The 20,622-nt window shown below is 68.0% G+C and carries 18 protein-coding genes; 13 read left to right on the top strand and 5 right to left on the bottom strand.

The features are described from left to right. The first annotated feature begins 4 nt into the window (after positions 1 to 4). The 3 genes from tsaE (at position 5) to ACSVDO_RS05400 (ending at position 2,374) form a co-directional block, all read left to right on the top strand. Positions 5 to 529 carry a tRNA (adenosine(37)-N6)-threonylcarbamoyltransferase complex ATPase subunit type 1 TsaE gene (gene tsaE / locus ACSVDO_RS05410; RefSeq protein WP_332535008.1) on the top strand — a complete coding sequence of 175 codons (525 nt, stop codon included), beginning with the start codon at positions 5 to 7 and terminating at the stop codon, positions 527 to 529. Then, a complete protein-coding gene (locus ACSVDO_RS05405; RefSeq protein WP_332535010.1) occupies positions 526 to 1,998 on the top strand; it encodes an N-acetylmuramoyl-L-alanine amidase in 1,473 nt (490 codons plus the stop codon). Before tsaE ends, ACSVDO_RS05405 begins: the two co-directional genes overlap by 4 nt. 157 nt (positions 1,999 to 2,155) lie before the next feature. Continuing rightward, positions 2,156 to 2,374 carry a glycine zipper domain-containing protein gene (locus ACSVDO_RS05400; RefSeq protein WP_332535012.1) on the top strand — a complete coding sequence of 73 codons (219 nt, stop codon included), beginning with the start codon at positions 2,156 to 2,158 and terminating at the stop codon, positions 2,372 to 2,374. A gap of 64 nt (positions 2,375 to 2,438) precedes the next feature. Here ACSVDO_RS05400 and ACSVDO_RS05395 read toward each other — a convergent pair whose 3' ends face one another. Continuing rightward, positions 2,439 to 3,074, bottom strand: coding sequence for a DedA family protein (locus ACSVDO_RS05395; protein WP_489595253.1), 636 nt, complete (start codon positions 3,072 to 3,074; stop codon positions 2,439 to 2,441). A gap of 329 nt (positions 3,075 to 3,403) precedes the next feature. Between ACSVDO_RS05395 and ACSVDO_RS05390 the strand changes: the two genes are divergently transcribed. The 3 genes from ACSVDO_RS05390 (at position 3,404) to ACSVDO_RS05380 (ending at position 6,572) form a co-directional block, all read left to right on the top strand. Next, on the top strand, positions 3,404 to 3,643 hold the full coding sequence (locus ACSVDO_RS05390) for a glycine zipper 2TM domain-containing protein (RefSeq protein ID WP_489595252.1): 240 nt from the start codon (positions 3,404 to 3,406) through the stop codon (positions 3,641 to 3,643). Between the two features lie 84 nt (positions 3,644 to 3,727). Continuing rightward, entirely contained in the window at positions 3,728 to 5,719 is a 1,992-nt protein-coding gene (gene mutL / locus ACSVDO_RS05385) for a DNA mismatch repair endonuclease MutL (protein WP_489595250.1), read from the top strand. A gap of 19 nt (positions 5,720 to 5,738) precedes the next feature. After that, on the top strand, positions 5,739 to 6,572 hold the full coding sequence (locus ACSVDO_RS05380; protein ID WP_332535016.1) for a MurR/RpiR family transcriptional regulator: 834 nt from the start codon (positions 5,739 to 5,741) through the stop codon (positions 6,570 to 6,572). Positions 6,573 to 6,629: 57 nt separating this feature from the next. Here ACSVDO_RS05380 and ACSVDO_RS05375 read toward each other — a convergent pair whose 3' ends face one another. Together ACSVDO_RS05375 and ACSVDO_RS05370 are read right to left on the bottom strand one after the other, a co-directional pair. Then, complete coding sequence (locus tag ACSVDO_RS05375; protein ID WP_489595249.1) at positions 6,630 to 7,349, bottom strand: aspartate/glutamate racemase family protein; 720 nt, start codon at positions 7,347 to 7,349, stop codon at positions 6,630 to 6,632. Further along, positions 7,346 to 8,755, bottom strand: a complete 1,410-nt coding sequence (locus ACSVDO_RS05370) for an MFS transporter (protein ID WP_332535019.1) — start codon at positions 8,753 to 8,755, stop codon at positions 7,346 to 7,348. The genes ACSVDO_RS05375 and ACSVDO_RS05370 overlap by 4 nt, the downstream gene beginning before the upstream one ends. Positions 8,756 to 9,053: 298 nt before the next feature. Between ACSVDO_RS05370 and gdhA the strand changes: the two genes are divergently transcribed. Continuing rightward, positions 9,054 to 10,400, top strand: coding sequence for an NADP-specific glutamate dehydrogenase (gene gdhA / locus ACSVDO_RS05365; RefSeq protein WP_332535021.1), 1,347 nt, complete (start codon positions 9,054 to 9,056; stop codon positions 10,398 to 10,400). 64 nt (positions 10,401 to 10,464) lie between these two features. Here gdhA and ACSVDO_RS05360 read toward each other — a convergent pair whose 3' ends face one another. Continuing rightward, positions 10,465 to 11,334 (bottom strand): methylglyoxal synthase, encoded by an 870-nt coding sequence (locus tag ACSVDO_RS05360; RefSeq protein ID WP_332535022.1) that lies wholly within the window; start codon positions 11,332 to 11,334, stop codon positions 10,465 to 10,467. Between the two features lie 112 nt (positions 11,335 to 11,446). Between ACSVDO_RS05360 and ACSVDO_RS05355 the strand changes: the two genes are divergently transcribed. The 4 genes from ACSVDO_RS05355 to ACSVDO_RS05340 all read left to right on the top strand — a co-directional run bounded on the left by ACSVDO_RS05355 (position 11,447) and on the right by ACSVDO_RS05340 (position 15,385). Then, a complete protein-coding gene (locus ACSVDO_RS05355; protein ID WP_332535046.1) occupies positions 11,447 to 12,289 on the top strand; it encodes an alpha/beta hydrolase in 843 nt (280 codons plus the stop codon). Between the two features lie 110 nt (positions 12,290 to 12,399). Further along, positions 12,400 to 13,590, top strand: coding sequence for a multidrug effflux MFS transporter (locus ACSVDO_RS05350; protein WP_489596336.1), 1,191 nt, complete (start codon positions 12,400 to 12,402; stop codon positions 13,588 to 13,590). A gap of 81 nt (positions 13,591 to 13,671) precedes the next feature. Next, a complete protein-coding gene (gene miaA, locus ACSVDO_RS05345; protein WP_489595248.1) occupies positions 13,672 to 14,679 on the top strand; it encodes a tRNA (adenosine(37)-N6)-dimethylallyltransferase MiaA in 1,008 nt (335 codons plus the stop codon). A gap of 13 nt (positions 14,680 to 14,692) precedes the next feature. Then, positions 14,693 to 15,385 (top strand): ABC transporter ATP-binding protein, encoded by a 693-nt coding sequence (locus tag ACSVDO_RS05340; protein WP_489595246.1) that lies wholly within the window; start codon positions 14,693 to 14,695, stop codon positions 15,383 to 15,385. 60 nt (positions 15,386 to 15,445) lie between these two features. Here ACSVDO_RS05340 and ACSVDO_RS05335 read toward each other — a convergent pair whose 3' ends face one another. Beyond that, positions 15,446 to 15,874, bottom strand: coding sequence for an Hsp20/alpha crystallin family protein (locus tag ACSVDO_RS05335; RefSeq protein ID WP_489595244.1), 429 nt, complete (start codon positions 15,872 to 15,874; stop codon positions 15,446 to 15,448). 201 nt (positions 15,875 to 16,075) lie between these two features. Here ACSVDO_RS05335 and ACSVDO_RS05330 point away from each other — a divergent pair, with 201 nt between their 5' ends. Both ACSVDO_RS05330 and ACSVDO_RS05325 read left to right on the top strand, forming a co-directional pair. After that, entirely contained in the window at positions 16,076 to 18,658 is a 2,583-nt protein-coding gene (locus ACSVDO_RS05330) for an FtsX-like permease family protein (RefSeq protein WP_489595242.1), read from the top strand. Between the two features lie 75 nt (positions 18,659 to 18,733). Then, positions 18,734 to 20,620 carry a choice-of-anchor I family protein gene (locus ACSVDO_RS05325; RefSeq protein ID WP_332535032.1) on the top strand — a complete coding sequence of 629 codons (1,887 nt, stop codon included), beginning with the start codon at positions 18,734 to 18,736 and terminating at the stop codon, positions 20,618 to 20,620. The last annotated feature ends 2 nt before the right edge of the window (positions 20,621 to 20,622 follow it).

Here is a 20,622-nt window from a genome sequence, read left to right as displayed (position 1 = left end):
AGAGTTGACTGCTGCACACCATACCCCTGCGATTGTAGGAAGCGAACAAAAGCCCCACCTGCCGGCGACCCGCCGGTTGCAGTGGCTGGCCGAAGACGACACCGCGCGCTTCGCGGCCCGGCTCGCGCAATGGCCGGGCCTGCACAATGCCTACCTGACCCTGCACGGCGACCTGGGCGCGGGCAAGACCACGCTGGTGCGCCACCTGCTGCGCGCGCTCGGCGTGCAAGGCCGCATCAAGAGCCCGACCTATGCCGTGGTCGAGCCGCATGAAGTGCCCGGCCTGTCCATCTGGCACTTCGACTTCTACCGCCTCGAAGACCCGCGCGAATGGGAAGACGCGGGTTTTCGCGACATTTTCGCCAGCCCCGGCCTCAAGCTGGCAGAATGGCCGGAAAAAGCAGCAGCCATGACGCCGCCTGCTGATGTAGCTATTCATATTGAAGCAATCGACGAAACGCAGCGCAGCGTGACGCTGGTGGCCCACACACCTGCCGGCAGCGAGCTGCTTGCACACTGGCCCGAATGAACGACGTTCTTCCTCCTTCCCCTTCCCGGCGCAGCCTGCTGCAGGCCGGCACGCTGGCCCTGCTGTTGGGGACGCAGCAGATCGCCCGCGGCGCGTCCATCATGGCGGTGCGCGTCTGGCCTGCGCCCGAATACTCGCGCGTCACGCTCGAATCCGACACGCCGCTGGTCGCCAAGCAGTTTTTCATTCCGTCGCCGCCGCGCCTGGCCGTCGACATCGAAGGCATAGACCTCAATCCCGCATTGCGCGAACTCGTGGCCAAGGTGCGCCCCGATGATCCGAACATCGCCTCCATCCGCGTCGGCCAGAACTCGCCGAATGTCGTGCGGCTGGTGATAGACCTCAAGCAGAAGGCCGTCCCCCAGGTGTTCACGCTCGCGCCCGTCGCGGCCTACAAGCACCGGCTGGTATTCGATCTGTACCCTGAAAAAGCCGTCGACCCTCTTGAGGCACTGATCACCGAGCGCCTGCGCGACGCCGGCCCGGGCACGCCCACGGCCGTCGCCGCCGCTGCGGCCGCTGCGGCGCCCGCCCCTGCCGCAGCCGCCCCGGATCTGCTGGGCGACCTGATCGCCAAGCACAGCCAGGGGCCGGAGTCTGCCGCGCCTGCCGGCGCCCCGCCAGCCGCGGTCGCGCCCTTGCCGCCCACGGTGATTGCCCAGGCGCCGCCGCCGCCGCGCCCGGCGCGCACGCCGGTCCCCGCCCCCGCTCCCGCGCGGCCTTCGGTGGCCACGGCGCGCCAGACCGATCGCATCATCATCGTTGCGCTCGACCCCGGTCACGGTGGCGAAGACCCGGGCGCGATAGGCCCGGGCGGCACGCGCGAAAAGGACGTGGTGCTCAAGGTCGCGCATCTGCTGCGCGACCGCATCAACGGCTCGGAAATCAACGGCAGCCCCATGCGCGCCTTTCTCACGCGCGACGGCGACTATTTCGTTCCGCTGGGCACGCGCGTCGAAAAAGCCCGGCGCGTGCAGGCCGATCTGTTCGTCAGCATCCACGCCGATGCGTTCACCACGCCCGCGGCCAGCGGCGCCAGCGTGTTCGCGCTGAGCCAGAGCGGCGCATCGAGCACCGCCGCGCGCTGGCTGGCGAACAAGGAAAACCAGGCCGATCTGGTCGGCGGCCTGAATGTCGGCTCGCAGGACCGGCAGGTGCAGCGCATGCTGCTCGACATGAGCACCACGGCGCAGATCAACGACAGCCTCAAGCTGGGCAGCGCGCTGCTCGGCGAGATCGGCGGCTTTGCCAAGCTGCACAAGCCGCGCGTGGAGCAGGCCGGTTTTGCCGTGCTCAAGGCGCCCGACATTCCCAGCGTGCTGGTCGAGACCGCCTTCATCAGCAATCCCGGCGAGGAAGCCAAGCTGCGCAGCGCGGCCTACCAGAACCAGCTGGCCGATGCACTGATGCGCGGCATACGCGGCTACTTCGCGAAGAACCCGCCGCTGGCGCGCAGCAGAGCCGTCTGAACGTCTCTTTCGGCGGCGGCGCGGCCCTGGTCCGGCCTCGTCCTACACCCGCTGCCGGACAAGGCCCGCACTGAGAACTGCTCGCAGGGGGCATGCTTGGAACCAAGACCCGCTACGGGTCTTCTTCCGGCATCTTGCCGCACGAAAAGGAATGACCATGAATACTCGCACTCTTTTCCTGGCAGCCGCAACCGCCGCTGCACTGACCCTTGGCGGCTGCGCCAACAATGCCCAGCTGGGCACAGGCGTAGGCGCTGTCGCCGGTGGCGTGGTGGGTGATGCCGTGCTGGGCGGCACGCTGGGCACCGTGGGCGGCGCGGCCGCCGGCGCGCTGATCGGCAATGAGGTCGGCAAGCGCAGCGACCAGCGCCGCTGATCGTGCCGCGCCGTGGAATGCGGCGCGCACAAAAAAAAGCCAGCGTCTGCTGGCTTTTTTTCGTTCAGGACAGGGTCTGCGCCTTGTCCTTGCGGCCTGCGCGCCAGGCGCCAAAAATGGCAATCAGTCCCGGCACCAGGATCAGTCCCCAGATGATTTTCTCGAGGTTCTCGCGCACCCAGGGCAGGTTGCCGAACAGATAGCCCGCGGTCACCAGGCTGCCGACCCACAGCAGCGCGCCGCCCACGTTGAAGGCCGTGAACTTGCGTCTGTCCATCTGCGCCACGCCGGCCACGAAAGGCGCGAACGTGCGAATGAAAGGCATGAAGCGCGCCAGCACGATGGTGATGCCGCCGTAGCGTTCATAGAACGCATGCGCCTGATCGAAGGCCTTGCGGTTGAACCAGCGCGAGTTTTCCCACTGGAACACCTTGGGCCCCAACGTGCGCCCTATCTGGTAATTGCATTGGTCTCCCAAAATGGCCGCGACCAGCAGCACGCCACAGGCCAGCGGATAGTCCATCAGGCCTATGCCGCAGAGCGCGCCTATGATGAACAGCAGCGAATCGCCGGGCAGGAACGGCATCACCACCACGCCGGTCTCGACAAAAACGATGGCGAAGATCAGCGCGTAGACCCAGGGTCCGTAGGTGACGACAAACGCTTCGAGGTGCTTGTCGATGTTCAAGATGAAATCCATCAGGAACGCCGCAGCGTCGATAAAAAACGAAAAGATTTCCAAAACAATGCTTTCAAAAACCAGAAGCAGCCGGCCAGCGCCGGGGAACACGCCACTGTAGCGCCAGCCAGCAATGGCCCGGGACGGCTGCGCGCCATTTTTTGTGGGAAAAGGAAGCCCCAACGCCGGACGCGCGGTTTGCGCTGACAGGAGTTACAACTTCAGCACAGTTCTACGCTTCTTTGCAAAATAGGCGCCCAACGAACCTCAGGACTTTACAAACGGCTGGCACAGTCGAGTCCATGGTGCATACCGCACCGTTTCCTCGACAGAACTACAGGAGTCACTCCATGACCAACACCTTCAAGAAAATCGCCTGTGCCGGCCTGACATCCCTGGCAATTCTCTCCATGGCCGGCTGTGCCCACGGCCCCAGCCGCTCGCAGATCGGCACGGGCGCGGGTGCCGTGGTCGGCGGCGTCGCGGGCAGCGCGCTGTTCGGCTCGACGCTGGGCACGGTCGGCGGCGCGGCTGCCGGCGCGCTGATCGGCAATGAACTGAGCAAGGACGGACGCGGCCGCCGCCGCTGATAGTTCACGGCCTGCCCCTGCGCGCGCCAATGGCGCGCGCCCACCGGCCCCCGTCCCACGCGGCGAACCCCTAGAATCCTGTGGGTGAACGCTTCTATTTCCTCCTCCACCGACACCTCTTCCCGTCGCCCGATACGCGACCTGCCCGATGAACTCATCAGCCAGATCGCGGCCGGTGAAGTCGTGGAGCGTCCTGCTTCGGTGGTGCGCGAACTCGTCGACAACGCGCTCGACGCCGGCGCCACGCAGATCACCGTGCGCCTGCTCGCGGGCGGCGTGCGGCTGATCACTGTCGAAGACGACGGCGCGGGCATTCCGCGCGAGGAACTGCCCGTCGCGCTGCGCCGCCATGCGACCAGCAAGATCGCCGATCTGCACGATCTCGAGACCGTGGTCACCATGGGCTTTCGCGGCGAGGCGCTGGCCGCCATTGCCTCGGTGTCCGAAGCCTCCATTCTTTCGCGCCCCTCGGGCCAGGACAGCGCCTACCTGCTCGATGCGCGCAGCGGCGAGCTGCGTCCGGCAGCGCGCAATCAGGGCACCAGCGTCGAGATCAAGGAACTGTTCTTCTCCACGCCCGCGCGCCGCAAGTTTCTCAAGACCGACGCCACCGAACTCGCGCATTGCGTCGAGGCCGTGCGCCGCCATGCACTGGCGCGCCCCGAAGTCGGCTTTGCCATCTGGCACGAAGGCAAGCTGGTCGAGCAGTGGCGCGCGGTCAACGTCGCCGACCCCGCGCAAGCGCTGGCGCGCCGGCTGGCCGATGTGCTGGGCGAAGACTTCGTCAGCCAGTCGGTGGCCGTGGACCGCGAGGGCGGCGCCATCCGCGTGACCGGCCGCGCGGGCGTGCCCGATGCCGCGCGCTCGCGCCCGGACCACCAGTATTGCTATGTCAACGGCCGCTTCGTGCGCGACAAGGTGATCACGCACGCCGCGCGCAGCGCCTACGAGGATGTGCTGCACGGCCAGAAGCAGCCGATCTACGCGCTCTACATCACCATCGATCCGGCGCGCATCGATGTCAACGTGCACCCGACCAAGATCGAAGTGCGCTTTCGCGACAGCCGCGAAGTCCACCAGGCCGTCAAGCACGCGATCGAAGATGCGCTGGCCGTGCCGCGCGCCCAGGCCGCCGCCGATGCGGCTGCGGCAGCCGCTGCTGAAAGCGCCGGCGTTGCGCCCGCGACGCCGGCGGCGCCCGCAGCCGCATTCAGTCTTGCCCCGCGCCCGCAACAGACGCATATGCCGTTTGGCAATGCGCTGCCGGGCCAGCGCGTGAGCGACATGGGCGCGCTCTGGGCGCCGATGCGCGCGCCCGCGGCCCCCGCCGAACTGCCTGCGGCTTCGGAGTTTCCACCGCTGCCCGCAGCCGCCGCAGCAGCTGAGCCTTCCAACCTGGCGCCAATGCCTGCACGATCGGCAGAGCTTGCCGCGGCGGCCGCCGAAGAAGTGGCCCAGCCCGCGCCGGCCGCCGCCGACACTCCCAACCACTGGCCGCTGGGCCGGGCCGTGGCCCAGATCCATGGCGTCTACATCCTCGCGGAAAACGCCCAGGGCCTGGTGCTGGTCGACATGCATGCCGCGCACGAGCGCATCGTCTACGAGCGGCTCAAGTCCTCGATCACGGCCGACGAACGCATTCCCAGCCAGCCGCTGCTGATTCCCGCGACGTTTGCCGCCACCTTGCAGGAAGTCGCGACCGCCGAAGCCCACGCCGACACCTTGAGCCAGCTGGGCCTGGAGATTTCACCGTTCTCGCCCAAGACCCTGGCCGTGCGCGCCGTGCCCGCATCGCTGGCGCAGGGCAATGCGGTCGAGCTCGCGCGCAGCGTGCTGGGCGAACTCGGCGAGCACGACGCCAGCACCGTGGTGCAGCGCGCGCGCAATGAAATTCTCGCGACCATGGCCTGCCACGGCGCGGTGCGCGCCAACCGCAAGCTCACGCTGGACGAAATGAACGGCCTGCTGCGGCAGATGGAAGTCACCGAGCGCTCCGACCAATGCAACCATGGCCGTCCCACCTGGCGACAGATGTCGATGCGCGAACTTGACGCGCTGTTCCTGCGCGGCCGCTGAGCCCAACCCTTTTTCATCGATGTCCGACTCCTTCATCACCCGCGTGCGCGATACGCTCGCGCAACTGCCGCCCACCGAACGCCGGCTCGCCGACTTCATGCTCGACTTTCCGGGCAATCTTTCGAGCTACAGCGCCTCCGAGATCGCCCAGCTCACGGGCGTGTCCAACGCCACCGTGACGCGGCTGGTGCAGCGCCTGGGCTATGAGAGCTACGAGGAGGCGCGCCGCCACGCGCGCCTGCAGGGCGGCACGGGCTCGCCGCTGTTCACGGCGCCGGCTTCGGTCTCGGGCACGGCCACGGCCATGGCCTTGCAGCTGCAGCAGGCGCACGAGAACCTCGCGGCCACGCTGGCCAGCATTCCGCAGACGCTGATCGACACCGTCGCCCGGGCCTTGCTCGACGCGCGCCAGGTGTTCTTTCTCGGCTACCGGCAAAACCGCAATTTCGCCGCCTACCTGCGCTGGCAGCTCACCCAGGTGCTGCCCCTGCCGCCGCAGGTGCTTCCAGGGCCCGGCGAGACGCTGGCCGAGTACGGCGGCTCGCTGACGGACCAGGACATGCTGGTGGTGTTCGCGCTGCGCCGCAGCGTGCCGCTGGTCGAGCGCTTCGCCGAACAGGCACAGCGCGCCGGGGCGCGCGTGCTGTGCATCACCGACCATGCGAGCCCGGCACTGCCCGCCGACTGGCTGCTGCGCTGCCATACCCAGGCGCCGGGGCCGCTCGACAACCACATGGCGCTGACCATGCTGTGCCACCTGATCGCGAGCCAGACCATGCACTTCGCGGGCGCTGCCGGGCGTCGGCGCATGGGGGCGATAGAGACCTGGCACGAAAGGCTCGAAGAGCTGTAGGCCAGGCATACGCCACGCCCTGCAAACGCCCTTCGACAAGCTCAGGGCGAACGGCAGTCAATAGTCTAAGCAGTCTCCCTGGAGCCCCAGCAGACCCAGCGCCTCATCCACGGCCGCGTCCACAGCCGAGATCACCGGCTGGGCAAAGCGTGGCGCGAGCTCCCCGGCCGCCTGGGCCAGCGGCCCGCCGCCTATCACCACGGCCTGGGCACCGTCCACTGAAATGCATTGCGCCACGGCCTGCGCCAGCCGCTCGCGCAGCAGCGCCGGGTCGGCGGCCAGCGCCTGGGGCAGTCCCGGCGGAATGCGCGTGCCGCAAAACTGCGCCGCCAGGCCCAGGTCGGCCACCGACTGCGCGATCGACGCCTCCAGACCCGGGGTGATCGTCGCGATGCCAAAACGCCGCCCGCCCTGCGCGCCGGCGCGCATTGCCGCCGCGCCCAGGCCCAGCACCGGCATGTGAGACACCTGCGCAGCCAACTGCGCCAGACCCGGATTGCCAAATGCGGCAATCACGATCACCGCCGGAATCCGCGCGCCCGCGGTCTGGCGCTGGCGCGCGAAATCCTCCCCCATGCGCACCACCTGGCGCACTGCGATCGCCAGCGAAGCTTCGTCGGTGATCAACGGCGCGCCTTCCTGCGCCGTCGCAGTGAGCAGCTCCACCCGGGCGGGCAGGCGCTGGCGCGCGAGCTGCGCCATCAGCGCGGTCGTCGCCTCGGACGTGTTCGGATTGATCAGCAACAGCTGGGCTGCGGGCGCCGCGCGCTGGGTCATGTCTGCTCCTCCTCGATGGAACGGCCAAAGGTCTCGGGCGCGAACTGCACGGCGATGGCGAACAGCACATACATTGCGGCGATCATTCCGAACATGCCCGCCACGCCATACAGATCGAACATCTTTCCGGCGAGTACCTGCGACATCGCGCCACCGATCGTGCCCAGCGCGAGCAGGAACGAAGTGCCCAGGCCGCGTATGCGTGTCGGGTACAGCTCGGGCGCGTAGATCCAGATCGAGGTGTTGAGCGTCAGCACGCAGAACTGGAACAGCGCGCCGCACAGCAGCACCACGGCCACGCTGCTGGTGAAGTTGCCGAACGCCAGGCCGGCAAGACACGCAGCCAGCGCGCCCGCGGTCAGCACGCGCTTGCGCGGGAAGTAGTAGCCCATGGTGGATGCGGCGAGCGCGCCCAGCAGGCTGCCGCTTTGCATGATGATGGTGAAGGTGAAGCTCTTGGTGATCGAGTAGCCCTGGGCGACCAGGATGGTCGGCATCAGCGTCAGCACCGACAGCTGGGCACCGAACGTCATCCACGACGCAATGCCCACGGCAATCGTGCGGCGCGCATAGCCGCCGCGAAAGATATCGGCAAACGAATTGCGCCGCACGCTGGTCGGGGCCTGATCATCGCGGCTCGCGGTGATGTAGGCATGCACCGGAAACGCGGCATTGGCCAGCTTGCCGCTGGCGAGCATCGACAGCACGCGGTTGGCCTCGTCGACCCGGCCCTTGGACAGCAGATAGCGGGGCGTCTCGGGAATGAAGCGCCGGTAGAAGACGATGAACAGCGCGGGCAGCACCAGGCAACCGAACAGCCAGCGCCAGGCGTTCTCGCCGGGAAACAGCGCGAACACGCCCAGCGCGAACGCGGGCGCGAGCATATTGCCCAGGCCGCCGCCGCCGACGTTGATCAGGCCCACGGCCGTGCCGCGAAACTTGGCCGAGCAGAACTCGGCCAGCATGGTCACGGCGGTGGTGATCTCGCCGCCCAGGCCGAAGCCGACGACAAAGCGCGCAATCGCCAGCATGGTGTAGCCCGGCGCGAGCGCACAGCCGATCGCCCCCAGCGTGAACAGCGCCAGATTCACATTCAGCATGGTGCGCCGCCCGAAACGGTCGGCCATGTAGCCCGACAGCAGGCGGCCGATCGCGGCAGCGATGAAGGTGATGGTGTTGAGAAAGCCGATGTCGGTGGCGCTGAGTCCCCACTGCTCGCGCAGCAGCGGCCCGACCAGGCCGACCGCGTTCTGCTCGAACACGTCGAACAGCACACCGCACACCACCAGAAAGATGATGCTCTTGTGCGAACGCGTCACACCGATCTGGTTGAGCGCATTTTCCAGCTGCTGCATCTGTGCGCCTGTGGCGCCAGCGGACGACGACAGGGGAATTTCACCGGCCATGGGAGATCTCCGATTGAACCCGGCAGCGACTGCCGGGCAGGGACTGATATGGAATCCACGGTGCATGAAAAAATATTTTCACTCACCAATAAAAGAAAAGCAAATTTCAGGCCTGGCCGTCCATCTGCAAAAACGCCCCATTACAGGGCAATCTCGGCGCGCGTACGCACCAAAAAAACCAATAACGCACCAGTCATGCACAAGACCTCCCCAAAAAGATGCATAAGGGCATACATTTTTGGCATAATCTTTTTTCACGTTTTCACGCAGCCGTTTTTTTAGTCAGAAAGTTCTCTCCATGAAGTACGAGTCCGTCGGCCATTTCCTTGAACAAGTGGCACAGCGCAATCCCGGCCAACCCGAGTTTCTGCAAGCCGTCACTGAAGTGATGGAAAGCCTCTGGCCCTTCATCGAGAAGAACCCCAAGTACGCTGAGAACGGCCTGCTCGAACGCCTGGTCGAAGCCGAGCGCACCGTGATGTTCCGCGTGAGCTGGATCGACGACCGCGGCCAGGTGCAGGTCAACCGCGGCTACCGCATCCAGCACAGCATGGCCATCGGCCCCTACAAGGGCGGCCTGCGTCTGCACCCCTCGGTCAACCTGTCGGTGCTCAAGTTCCTGGCGTTCGAACAGACGTTCAAGAACGCGCTGACCACGCTGCCCATGGGTGGCGGCAAGGGCGGTTCGGACTTCGACCCCAAGGGCAAGAGCCCGCTCGAAGTCATGCGCTTTTGCCAGGCTTTCGTCACCGAACTGTTCCGCCATGTCGGCCCCGACACCGATGTGCCAGCAGGCGACATCGGCGTGGGCGGCCGTGAAGTCGGCTTCATGGCCGGCATGTACAAGAAGCTCACGAACAGCGCGGCCTGCGTGTTCACGGGCAAGGGCCTGTCGTTCGGCGGCTCGCTGATCCGCCCCGAAGCCACGGGCTACGGCACGGTCTACTTCGCGCAGGAAATGCTCAAGACCCGCGGCCAGTCGTTCGAAGGCCTCACGGTCTCGGTGTCGGGCTCGGGCAACGTCGCCCAGTACGCCGTCGAAAAGGCCATGGCCCTGGGCGCCAAGGTGGTGTCGGTGTCCGACTCGTCGGGCACGGTCTATGACGCCGCAGGCTTTGACAGCGCCAAGCTCGCGCTGCTGATGGACGTCAAGAACCACCGCTATGGCCGCGTCAGCGACTACGCCGCGCTGGTGCCCGGCGTCGAGTTCATCGCCGGCAAGACGCCCTGGGGCATCAAGGTCGACGTCGCACTGCCCTGCGCGACGCAGAACGAACTGGACCTGGATGACGCCAAGACGCTGATCGCCAACGGCGTGCGCTGCGTCGCCGAAGGCGCGAACATGCCCGCCACGATCGAAGCCGCCAAGGCCTTCGAAGCCGCGGGCGTGCTGTACGCACCGGGCAAGGCCTCGAACGCCGGTGGCGTGGCCACTTCGGGCCTGGAAATGTGCCAGAACTCGGCACGCATTTCCTGGCCTGCCGAAGAAGTCGACGCCCGCCTGCTGCAGATCATGCAGGGCATCCATGCAGCCTGCCTGAAGTACGGCAAGCGCGCCGACGGCACGGTGAGCTACATCGACGGCGCCAACGTCGCCGGCTTCGTCAAGATCGCCGATGCGATGATTGCCCAGGGCGTCGTGTAATCACGCTGCGCAGGTAAAAGAAAAGGGACCGCAAGGTCCCTTTTTCATGCCTGTATTTCCAGGATTACTTGCTGCGCAGCAAGGCCGCATCGCACCAGCGCTGCGCGACCTGGGGCGTGGTCATGCAGACGGTCTCGTGCGTGGCCGTGGTGACGGCGCGCTCGAGCAGCTGGATGTCGGCCTCGTGCTGGCGCGCGACATGCGGGTCCTCGAAGAAGATCACGCGCTGGCAGCGGCGCTCGAGCACCAGATCGGCAATCTGCGCATCGCCGCCCAGCGGGCCGCTCTGGTAGCGGTCCACCCAGGGCCGGTCCGCGGGCCAGCCCTTGCTCCAGGCCATCTCGTTGAGCTTCTGGCCCGTGGTGCCCGTGCCCACGCGGCGCGCGAAGCGCGACAGCAGCGCGAAATTGCGCTCGGCGAATTCCAGCATCGCAGGCTTGAGCGCATCGTGGGCGATCAGCGCCAGCGTCTGCGACTCGAGCGCATAAAAGCGCTGGGCGCCGACATCGGGCACCAAACCGCGGTGCAGGCGTTCGACTTCTATCCAGTCGCGCGCCGAAGCCACGGTCGACAGGAAAGGCTTGCCATGGATCACGCACTGGCGCTTCAAGGCCAGCGCTTCGGGAAAGATCGACGACGGATCGACCGGGTCGATGAAATAGATGGCGCCATCAAGCCGGCGTTCATCTTCCTCCAGGCCCACGACTTCGGCGACCAGCTTCATCAGCCCGCCTTCGCGGCCATAGGGATAGCGGCGCATGCCGGAATACGCGTGCAGCATGCCCGCGGCCTGGATCGCATCGTAGGTGCGTCCCACGGCGTGCAGACCGAGCTGCAGTTCGCGTATGCCGGACTCGCAGGCGCGCAGCCAGGAGAACAGGGCCGCGTCCTCGGCCTGGTGGTGAAGACGGTTCGCAGCTAAACCCAAGCGCATAGATCTCTCTCGAAAAAAACAGCCGAACGCAGACCGATTCCCGTAGCCGGGCCGGCCAATAAACAAGAGCATATCCTTGAATTCCCGCGCCACGTTCAACCTCATCCATCCTATGCGCCCTGCCCGCCTTGTTCTTGCCGCCGCCTGCTGCACCTTGCTGGCGACCAGCGGCTGCGCGCTGCTCGACGCCAAGCAGCGCGAATGGATCTTCCAGCCCAGCCAGCGCAGCTGGCAGAACGCCGACATGACGGGCATGGAAGACATCTGGATAGACTTCGATTCGCGCCTGAGCGGCGAGGCCGTGCGCCTGCATGCGCTGTGGCTGCCGGCCAAGAGCGCCAACGCGCCCGTGCTGCTGTATCTGCACGGCGCGCGCTGGAATGTCTCGGGCTCGTCGCAGCGCATTCGCCGCATGCAGTCGCTGGGCTTTTCGGTGCTGGCCATCGACTACCGCGGCTTCGGCCAGAGCAGCGCCGGCCTGCCCTCGGAAAAGCTTGCGATCGAGGACGCGCGCGCGGCCTGGGACTGGCTGGCAAGGCAGCATCCGCGCAACGACCGCTACCTGTTCGGCCACTCGTTGGGCGGAGCGATCGCGATCGCACTGGCCAGCGAAGTCGACGACGAGCGCGGCACGCTGGTCGAAGGCACGTTCAGCCGCATGACCGATGTGATCGGCAGCATGCGCTGGGGCTGGCTGCCCGTGGGGCCGTTGCTCACCCAGACTTTTGACTCGCAGCAACGCGTGGCGCGCATAGGCTCGCCGCTGCTGGTGGTGCATGGCAGCGGCGACCGGCTGATTCCGCCGGCGCTGGGCGAGCAGCTCTATGCGGCCGCGCAATCGCCCAAGCGCTGGGTGCTGGTCGAGGGCGGCAGCCACCACAACACCAACGCCATCGGACTGCCGCAGTACCGCGTGGCGCTGAAGGAACTGTTCGACCTGCCGGCCGCGCCCTGACTTCAGTCAGCCCGTTCGGACGCACTGCGCGCGCCGCGCTCTGGCGTCTGCTACGCTCGCCGGCTATGCCCGTGTCCCCGCTCACTTCCGCGCCCGCCTCCGGCGCCACGATGTCGCCCGCGCTGGTGGTGCTTCTGCTCGGTCTGCTGCTGGGCCTGCAGCCTCTGGCCACCGACCTCTATCTGCCAGCGCTGCCCGCGCTGCAAGCCGGTTTTTCGGCGCCGATCGCGCAGGTGCAGCTCACGCTCACCGCGCTGCTGCTGGCCTTCGGCTGCTCCCAGTTGCTCTGGGGGCCGCTGTCCGATCGCTGGGGCCGCCGGCCCGTGCTGCTGACCGGCGTCGCGGGCTATGTGATCGGCGCTCTGGGCTGCGCCGCAGTTGACTCCATGGGCGCGCTGATAGGCTGGCGCGCGCTGCAGGGAGCGGCGCTCGGCGCCTGCGTGATGTGCGCGCGCGCCGTGGTGCGCGATCTCTACGGCCCGGTACAGGGCGCGCAGGCCATGTCGCGCGCGCTCAGCGGCCTGGGCATGATCGCTTTTCTCGCGCCGGTCAGCGGCAGTCTGCTGGTCGAACTGCTGGGCTGGCGTTCGACCATGGTCGCGCAAGCGCTGCTGGGCGCGGTCGTGCTGCTGTTCGCGGCACTGCGCTTTCAGGAGTCGTTGCCCCAGCGCAATGCGCAGGCGCTGCAGCCGCTGGCGCTGGCACGCAACTGGGCGCGCATCGTGCGCCATCCGACTTTCCAGGCCTACAACCTGCTGACCATCTTCAGCTACGCCGGACTTTTCACCAATCTCGCGGCCTCGTCGTTCACCTATATCGAAGTGTTGGGCATGGAGCGCAGCCATTACGGCCTGATGATGGGCGCCAACGCGTTGTTCTACATCGGCGGCACGGTTCTGTGCCGGCGCATGCTGCGCCGCTGGAGCGTGCAGCGCTGCGTGGCCTGGGCCGGCCTGGCAAGCGCGCTGGCCGGCCTGGCGATGCTGACCTCGGCACTCGCCGGACTGCAAAGCGTCTGGGCCTATGCGCTGCCTTTTCTGCTGTTTCAACTGGCCCACGGCGTGCACATGCCCTGCGGGCAGAGCAATGCGATTTCCCCTTTTCCACAGTCGGCCGGGACGGCGTCGGCCGTCAACGGCTTTGGCATGATGCTGGTCGCGTTTGCCATGGGCCATTGGCTGGGCCTGCACCTCGACGGCAGCACCATGGCCCTGTCCGCGGGCGTGGCCTTCTGGGGCGCGTGCACCGCGCTCACGGCCTGGCTGCTGGTGCGCCGCTTTGGCCAGACCAGCCACCTCTGAAATTCCCGCTTCACCCTTTTTCGATGACCCTATCGGCCCTGCCCCTTGCGGCCGGGCCGCTGTTTTGTGACTATGAGCGACATGACCGCCCCCCCTCTCCTGCCCTGCATCGCCATCGCCGGACCCACCGCCTCGGGCAAGACCGCGGGCGCCATGGCGCTTGCGGCCGTGCTGGGCGCGCGCGGCCAGGCCGTGGAAATCATCAGCGTCGATTCGGCGCTGGTCTACCGCGGCATGGACATAGGCACGGCCAAGCCCTCGGCCGCCGAGCAGGCCGCCGTGCCGCATCACCTGATCGACATCCGCGATCCGCTGCAGGCCTACAGCGCAGCCGAGTTCGTGCAGGATGCCCAGCGCCTGATCGCTGAAATCCGCGCGCGCGGGGCATTGCCGCTGCTGGTCGGCGGCACCATGCTGTACTTCAAGGCCTTGTTCGACGGCATAGACGACATGCCCGCAGCCGATGCCGCAGTGCGCGCCCAGCTCGAGGAGCGCGCCGCGCTCATAGGCTGGCATGGCCTGCACGCCGAACTCGCCCAGGTCGACCCCGAAACCGCGGCGCGCCTGGCGCCCGGCGACAGCCAGCGCATCCAGCGCGCGCTCGAAGTCTTCATGATTTCGGGCCAGCCGCTGTCGCACTTTCACACGCGCGCGCGCGCGGTCACGGCCGACGCGGCCGGCGCGCACGCCCCGGCCATCGCGACGCTGTTTTCTCTCGAGCCTGCCGAGCGCAGCTGGCTGCATGCGCGCATCGCCCAGCGCTTCGACGCCATGCTTGATGCGGGCCTGGTCGCCGAAGTCGCGGGACTGCGCGCGCGCGGCGACCTGCATGCCGATCTGCCATCGATGCGCTGCGTGGGCTACCGCCAGGTCTGGGACGAGATGGATTGGCAGACGCGGCGCGGCGGCGAACTCAACCGCCATCTGCTGCGCGAAAAAGGCATTGCCGCGACGCGCCAGCTCGCCAAGCGCCAGATCACCTGGCTGCGCAGCATGCCGCAGCGCCAGGTGATCGCCTGCGACGCGGCCGATGCGACGCCGGCCCTGGTGCAGGCCGTGCTCGACCATCTGGCCGCGCACAAGAACTAAATCGGCCCACGCCATGCACGCAGCGCCACTGTCCACTCACCCTGCCATCTCCGTGCAGGATCTCGCCAAGCACTATGCGGGCGCGAGCGTGTTCAGCGCGGTCTCGTTCGATGTCGCGCCCGGCGAGTTCGTCGCCATCGTCGGCGAGTCGGGCGTGGGCAAATCGACATTGCTCAACTGCCTGGCCGGGCTCGATCACTGGGATGCAGGCCGCATCGTGCACGCCGGCACGGATCTGGGCGGACTCGATGAGGACCAGCGCGCCATCTGGCGTCGCACCCAGCTGGGTTTCGTCTTCCAGGCATTTCATGTGCTGCCCCACCTCGACGTGGCGCAGAACGTGGGCCTGCCGCTGATGCTGCTGGGCGGGCGGCTGGACGCGGCCGCGCTCGCGCGCGTCGAAGAAATGCTGGCCGCCGTGGGCCTCGCGGGCCTGGGCACGCGCCTGCCCCAGCAGCTCAGCGGCGGCCAGCTGCAGCGCGTGGCGATTGCGCGCGCGCTGGTACACCGCCCGCGCCTGTTGCTGGCCGACGAACCCACGGGCAACCTGGACCCGGCAACCGCCACGCGCATTCTCGACCTGCTCACCTCCCAGGCGCGCGCCGCCGGCGCGGCGCTGGTGCTGGCCACCCATTCACGCGAAGCCGCCCTGCGTGCCGACCGCGTGCTGCAATTGCGTGCGGACGGCATGGGAGCGGCCGGCTAGGTGCGGCCGGCGAGGTGCGGCCGGCGAGGTGCGGCCGGCTCAGGCGCGGCCTGAGACTCCTCATTCAATGGCCAGCCGCCGCGTCTGCGTGCCCTGCTTCTTGGGCAGCGTGAGCGTCAGCACGCCGTTGTCATAGCGCGCCTTGGCCTGGGCGGAGTCGATCTCCAGCGGCAACTGAAAACTGCGCTCCACCGCACCGTAGAAGCGCTCGCTGCGCAGCAGCTTGTCGTCCTTCGTCTGCTCATCCTTTTGCGTGACTTCGGCGCGCAGGCTCACCACGTTGCCGTCGATCGCCACCTGGATGTCCTCCTTGGCCACGCCGGGCACTTCCGCGTGCACGGTGTAGGCGGCATCGTTTTCCTTCACATCGACCTTGATCTGCGAAGGCGAAGGCAGCGGATCGCCGTGCAGCGGACGGATATAGAAGCCGGGGTTCACATCCTTGAAGAATTCGTCGAGCAAACCACCACGACCGATCAATGCGTTCATGTCATTCCTCCTGCAAATTCCACGCCCGTCAGGCCGGCGTGTGGCGCCTGGCCGCTCGCAGCGCATTGCCGCGAGGACCTGCTGTTAAATTGTGGGCATGCGCGCCCTTTTTTCAAGGATCGCGCAGCGCCAGCAGACCGATCCCGGCCCTGACTGGCACGGACCTGGCCCGCGCGACCACATTCATTGAAGCCTTCATCCATGTTCGCCCTGCTGCGCACTTTCTCCCTGCAGGAATTGCTGCACCACCCCTGGCGCACGGCCAGCGCGCTGCTGGCCGTGGTGCTGGGCGTGGCGCTGGGCTTTGCGGTGCATGTGATCAATGCCTCGGCGCTCGACGAGTTCTCGCGCGCGGTGCGCAGCGTGCAGGGCCAGCCCGATCTCGAACTGCGCGCCATGCAGGGCGCCTTGCCCGAGCAGGTCTATGGCCTGGTCGCGCGCGAACAGCGGCAGGTCGCGCGCGCCGCGCCCTGGCTCGAGGCGTCGGTGCAGGCGCGGCGCGCTCCGACCGCTGACCAGCCCGCCGTCACGCTGCGCCTGCTGGGCGGCGACGCGCTGCAGTTCGGCGCGCTCGCGCCGGCGTTGATGCCGCGGCTGTTTGCCGGCCATGACCGCCTCGATCTGTTCGCTCCTGATGCCGTGTTCCTCAACGCCGCAGCGCTGCAGGCCCTGGACCTGAACGAAAGCCAGGCCGTGGGTGCGCAGCTGTGGTGGCGCCTGCCGGCATCGGCCACGGGCGATGCGCGCGCGCCCGTCGCGGTGCGCGTCGCGGGCACGGTCGCGGCCAGCGGCCCGCCGCTGGCGCTGATGGACATAGGCGCGGCCCAGGACCTGCTGCAGCGCTGGGGCGAAATCAGCCGCGTCGATCTGCTGCTCGCGCCCGGGGCCGACGGCCAGCGCCTGCTGGCCCAATTGCGCGCCGCGCCCGGCTGGCCCGCGGGCGTGCTCGCAAGCGTGCCGGGCAACGAACAGCAACGCGTGGCGCAGATGTCGCGCGCCTACCGCGTCAATCTCACGGTGCTGGCGCTGGTGGCGCTGTTCACCGGTGCCTTTCTGGTGTTTTCCGTGCTGTCGCTGAGCGTGGCGCGGCGCGCGCCGCAATTTGCCTTGCTCGCAGTGCTGGGCCTCACCGCCCGCCAGCGCCTGGCGCTGGTGCTGGCCGAGTCGGCCGTGCTGGGGCTGCTGGGCAGCGTGGGCGGCATCGCGCTGGGCCTGGGCCTGGCGGCACTCGCGCTGCGCCTGCTCGGCGGCGATCTGGGCGGCGGCTATTTCACTGGCGTGCAGCCCACTCTGCAATGGAGCGGCGCGGGCGCGCTGGTCTTCGCGGGCCTGGGCCTGGCCTCGACGCTGGCCGGAGGCTGGTGGCCGGCGCGCGCCGCGCAATCGCTGCCCGCGGCCGCGACGCTCAAGGGGCTGGGCGCGCTGCAGATCCCGCAAGCCGGAGCGCGCCTGCCCCTGCTGCTGCTGGCCGCGAGCGCAGCCCTGGCCTGGCTGCCGCCCATTGCCGGGATTCCACTGGCCGCCTATGTCTCGGTGGGACTGCTGCTGCTCGGCGGCATGGCCGCCCTGCCCTGGCTGCTGGGCCGGCTGCTGCAGCGCCTGCCGGAGTTTGCGCGCCAGCGCCCGCTGTGGCTGCTGGCTTTCGAGCGCGCGCGGCGCATGCGCGCCGGCGCCAGCGTGGCCGTGGGCGGTGTGGTCGCCAGCCTGAGCCTGGCCGTGGCGCTCACGGTGATGGTCAGCAGCTTTCGCGGCTCCATGGCCGAGTGGCTCGATACCGCGCTGCCCGCGCCCGCCTATGTGCGCGCCAGCGGCGCGCAAGGCGATGCAGGCCTGCGCGACGCGGGCCTCACCGAAGCCGTGCGCGCCCTGCGCGGCGTGGCGCGCGCCCAGGCCCAGCGCAACGCGAGCCTGTCGCTGGCCAGCGACCAGCCCGCCATGGCACTGCTGGTGCGGCCCCTGCAGGGAGCGCAGGCCCAGGCCCTGCCCTGGCTCGCGCCGCCGCTGGCCGTGCCACCCGGCGCGATAGGCGTGCATGTCAGCGAAGCCGCGGCCCAGCTCTACGGCCTGCGGCCCGGCCAGCGCTGGAACGCGCTGCAGCCGGCGTTTGCCCAGGCCGGCGCGGCCGCGCCCGATTTTTTCGTTGCCGGCATCTGGCGCGACTACGTGCGCCAGTTCGGCGCCGTCGCCATCGACAGCGCCGACTACCAGCGCCTCACGGGCGACACGCGGGTTTCGGAGATCGCGCTGTGGCCCAGCCCCAACGCCGATCTCGCCGCGCTGCAGGCCGGTATCCAGGCGCTCGCGCCGACCTATGGCGCGCTCGAGTGGCTCAGCAGCCAGGGACTGCGCGAACGCTCCATGCGCATTTTCGACCGCAGCTTTGCCGTGACCTACTGGCTGCAGGCCGTGGCGATAGGCATAGGCCTGTTCGGCATTGCCGCCAGCTTCAGCGCCCAGGTGCTGGCGCGGCGCAAGGAGTTCGGCCTGCTGTCCCACCTGGGCCTCACGCGCCGCCAGATCCTGGGCGTGGTCGCGGGCGAAGGTGCGGTCTGGAGCGCGCTGGGCGCGATCGCCGGCACACTGCTGGGCCTGGGCGTGGCGGTGATCCTGGTGCATGTGGTCAACCCGCAGAGCTTCCACTGGACCATGGAGCTGCGCCTGCCCTGGCTGCACCTGACGCTGCTGGCGCTGGCCGTGACGGCCGCAGGCACGCTGGCCGCCTGGCTCGCAGGCCGGGCCGCTGCCGGACGCGACGCGGTGCTGGCCGTCAAGGAAGACTGGTAGCGGCGCGGATTCACGCCAGTGTCACGAACGCCCGCTACAACGCAGGCTTCGCTACTGCATCCGCGTCTACCCACCATGGCTTCTTCCCTGCGCTCGCTTCCTGCCCACTCCCGCCTGTTCGCGCTGAGCGTTCTTGCCACCGCACTGCTCGCCGCCTGCGGCGGCAGCGACGGCACGCCGCAAGCCATAGTCCCGCCCCCGCCCGCCGTCGAAGCCACGCCGCTGACCGTGGCGCTCGAAAAGATAGGCAGCTACGCCACCGGTGAGTTCGTCAAGAGCGCGGCCGAAATCACGGCCTACGACGCTGTCAGCAAGCGCAGCTTCGTGGTCAACGCACTGGCCGGCGCGGTCGATGTGCTGGACCTGAGCAACCCGGCCAAGCCCGTCAAGGTCGGCCGCATCGAAGGCCAGTCCGTGCTCGCGGGCGCGGAGATCAACAGCGTCGCGGTGCGCAACGGCCTTGTCGCCGTGGCCATGCAGGCCAAGGTGAAGACCGACAACGGCCGCATGGCGCTCTACGACGCCAACACATTGGCGCTGATCAGCCAGATAGAGATCGGCGCCCAGCCCGACATGGTGACGTTCACGCCCGATGGCAAGTATGTGCTGGTCGCCAACGAAGGCGAGCCCAGCGACGACTACCAGATCGACCCCGAAGGTTCGGTCAGCGTGATCGATGTCAGCGACGCCAAGAAGCCCCAGGCGCGCACCGCCGGCTTCACACAATTCAACGGCCAGGAAGCCGCGCTGCGCGCGCGCGGCGTGCGCATCTTCGGCCCCAAGGCCACGGCCGCCAGGGACTTCGAGCCCGAATACATCGCCGTGTCGGCCGACAGCCGCACGGCCTGGGTCACGCTGCAGGAGAACAACGCGCTGGCGCGCATCGATCTGGCATCGGCACAGGTGACCTCGGTGACCGCGCTGGGCTACAAGGACAACAGCCTGGCAGCCAACGCGCTCGACATCCAGGACGAAGACGGCAAGATCAACATCACGACCTGGGCCGGGCTGCGCAGCCTTTACATGCCCGACAGCATCGCGGCCTACGATGCGGGCGGCAAGACCTATCTCGTCACTGCCAACGAAGGCGATGCACGCGCCTGGGGCGAGAACAATCCGGCCTATGTGAACGGCGACACCGGCAAGGGCTTCATGGAGGAATTCCGCGTCAAGCACCTGACCAATGCCAAGGGCTGGAGCGGCCGCAAGGGCGACGACCTGCCGGCCCATCTGAACGCCCTGGCAGCGGGCGGACTGCTCAACCCCGCGACCTTTGCCTACTGCGGCGCCGCCGCCGGCACGCCGGGCAAGTGCCGCGACGATGATGTGCTGGGCCGCCTCAAGGTCACCTGGACCCAGGGCTACCAGCAGAACGCCGACGGCACGCCCGTTCTGTACACCGCGGCCGGCGTGGCCAGCCCCACGGGCGACCGGCTGATGTACGACAACCTGTATGCCTTCGGCGGCCGCTCGTTCTCGATCTGGGACGACAACGGCGCCCTGGTCTGGGATTCGGGCGCGGCGATAGAGACGTTCCTCGCCAGCGACGCCTGCAAGCTGGGCAGCGCGCGCAGCATCCCCTGCAAGACCTACTTCAACACCGGCCACGACGCCCTCGCCAAGGCCGATGCACGCAGCAGCGCCAAGGGCCCGGAACCCGAAGGCCTGACCGTGGGCAAGGTCGGCAACAAGACCTTTGCCTTCGTCGGTCTGGAGCGCATGGGCGGCGTGCTGGTCTATGACATCACCAACCCCAGGGCGCCGCTGCAGATGGACTACCTGAACACGCGCGAAGGCTGGGACCTGGACCCGGCAAAGAACCTCGACAAGGTCGGCGACCTGGGCCCCGAGGGACTGCACTTCGTGCCCGCGGCTGCCTCGCCCAACGGCAAGCCGCTGCTGATCGTCGGCAATGAAGTCAGCGGCACGACCGCGATCTTCCAGCTGAAGATGACGTACTGAAC

The sequence above is a fragment of the Comamonas sp. DB36 genome, from assembly GCF_057914905.1.
The sequence above is the reverse complement of the archived record's forward strand: the minus strand, read 5'-3'. Positions and strand labels throughout refer to the sequence as shown.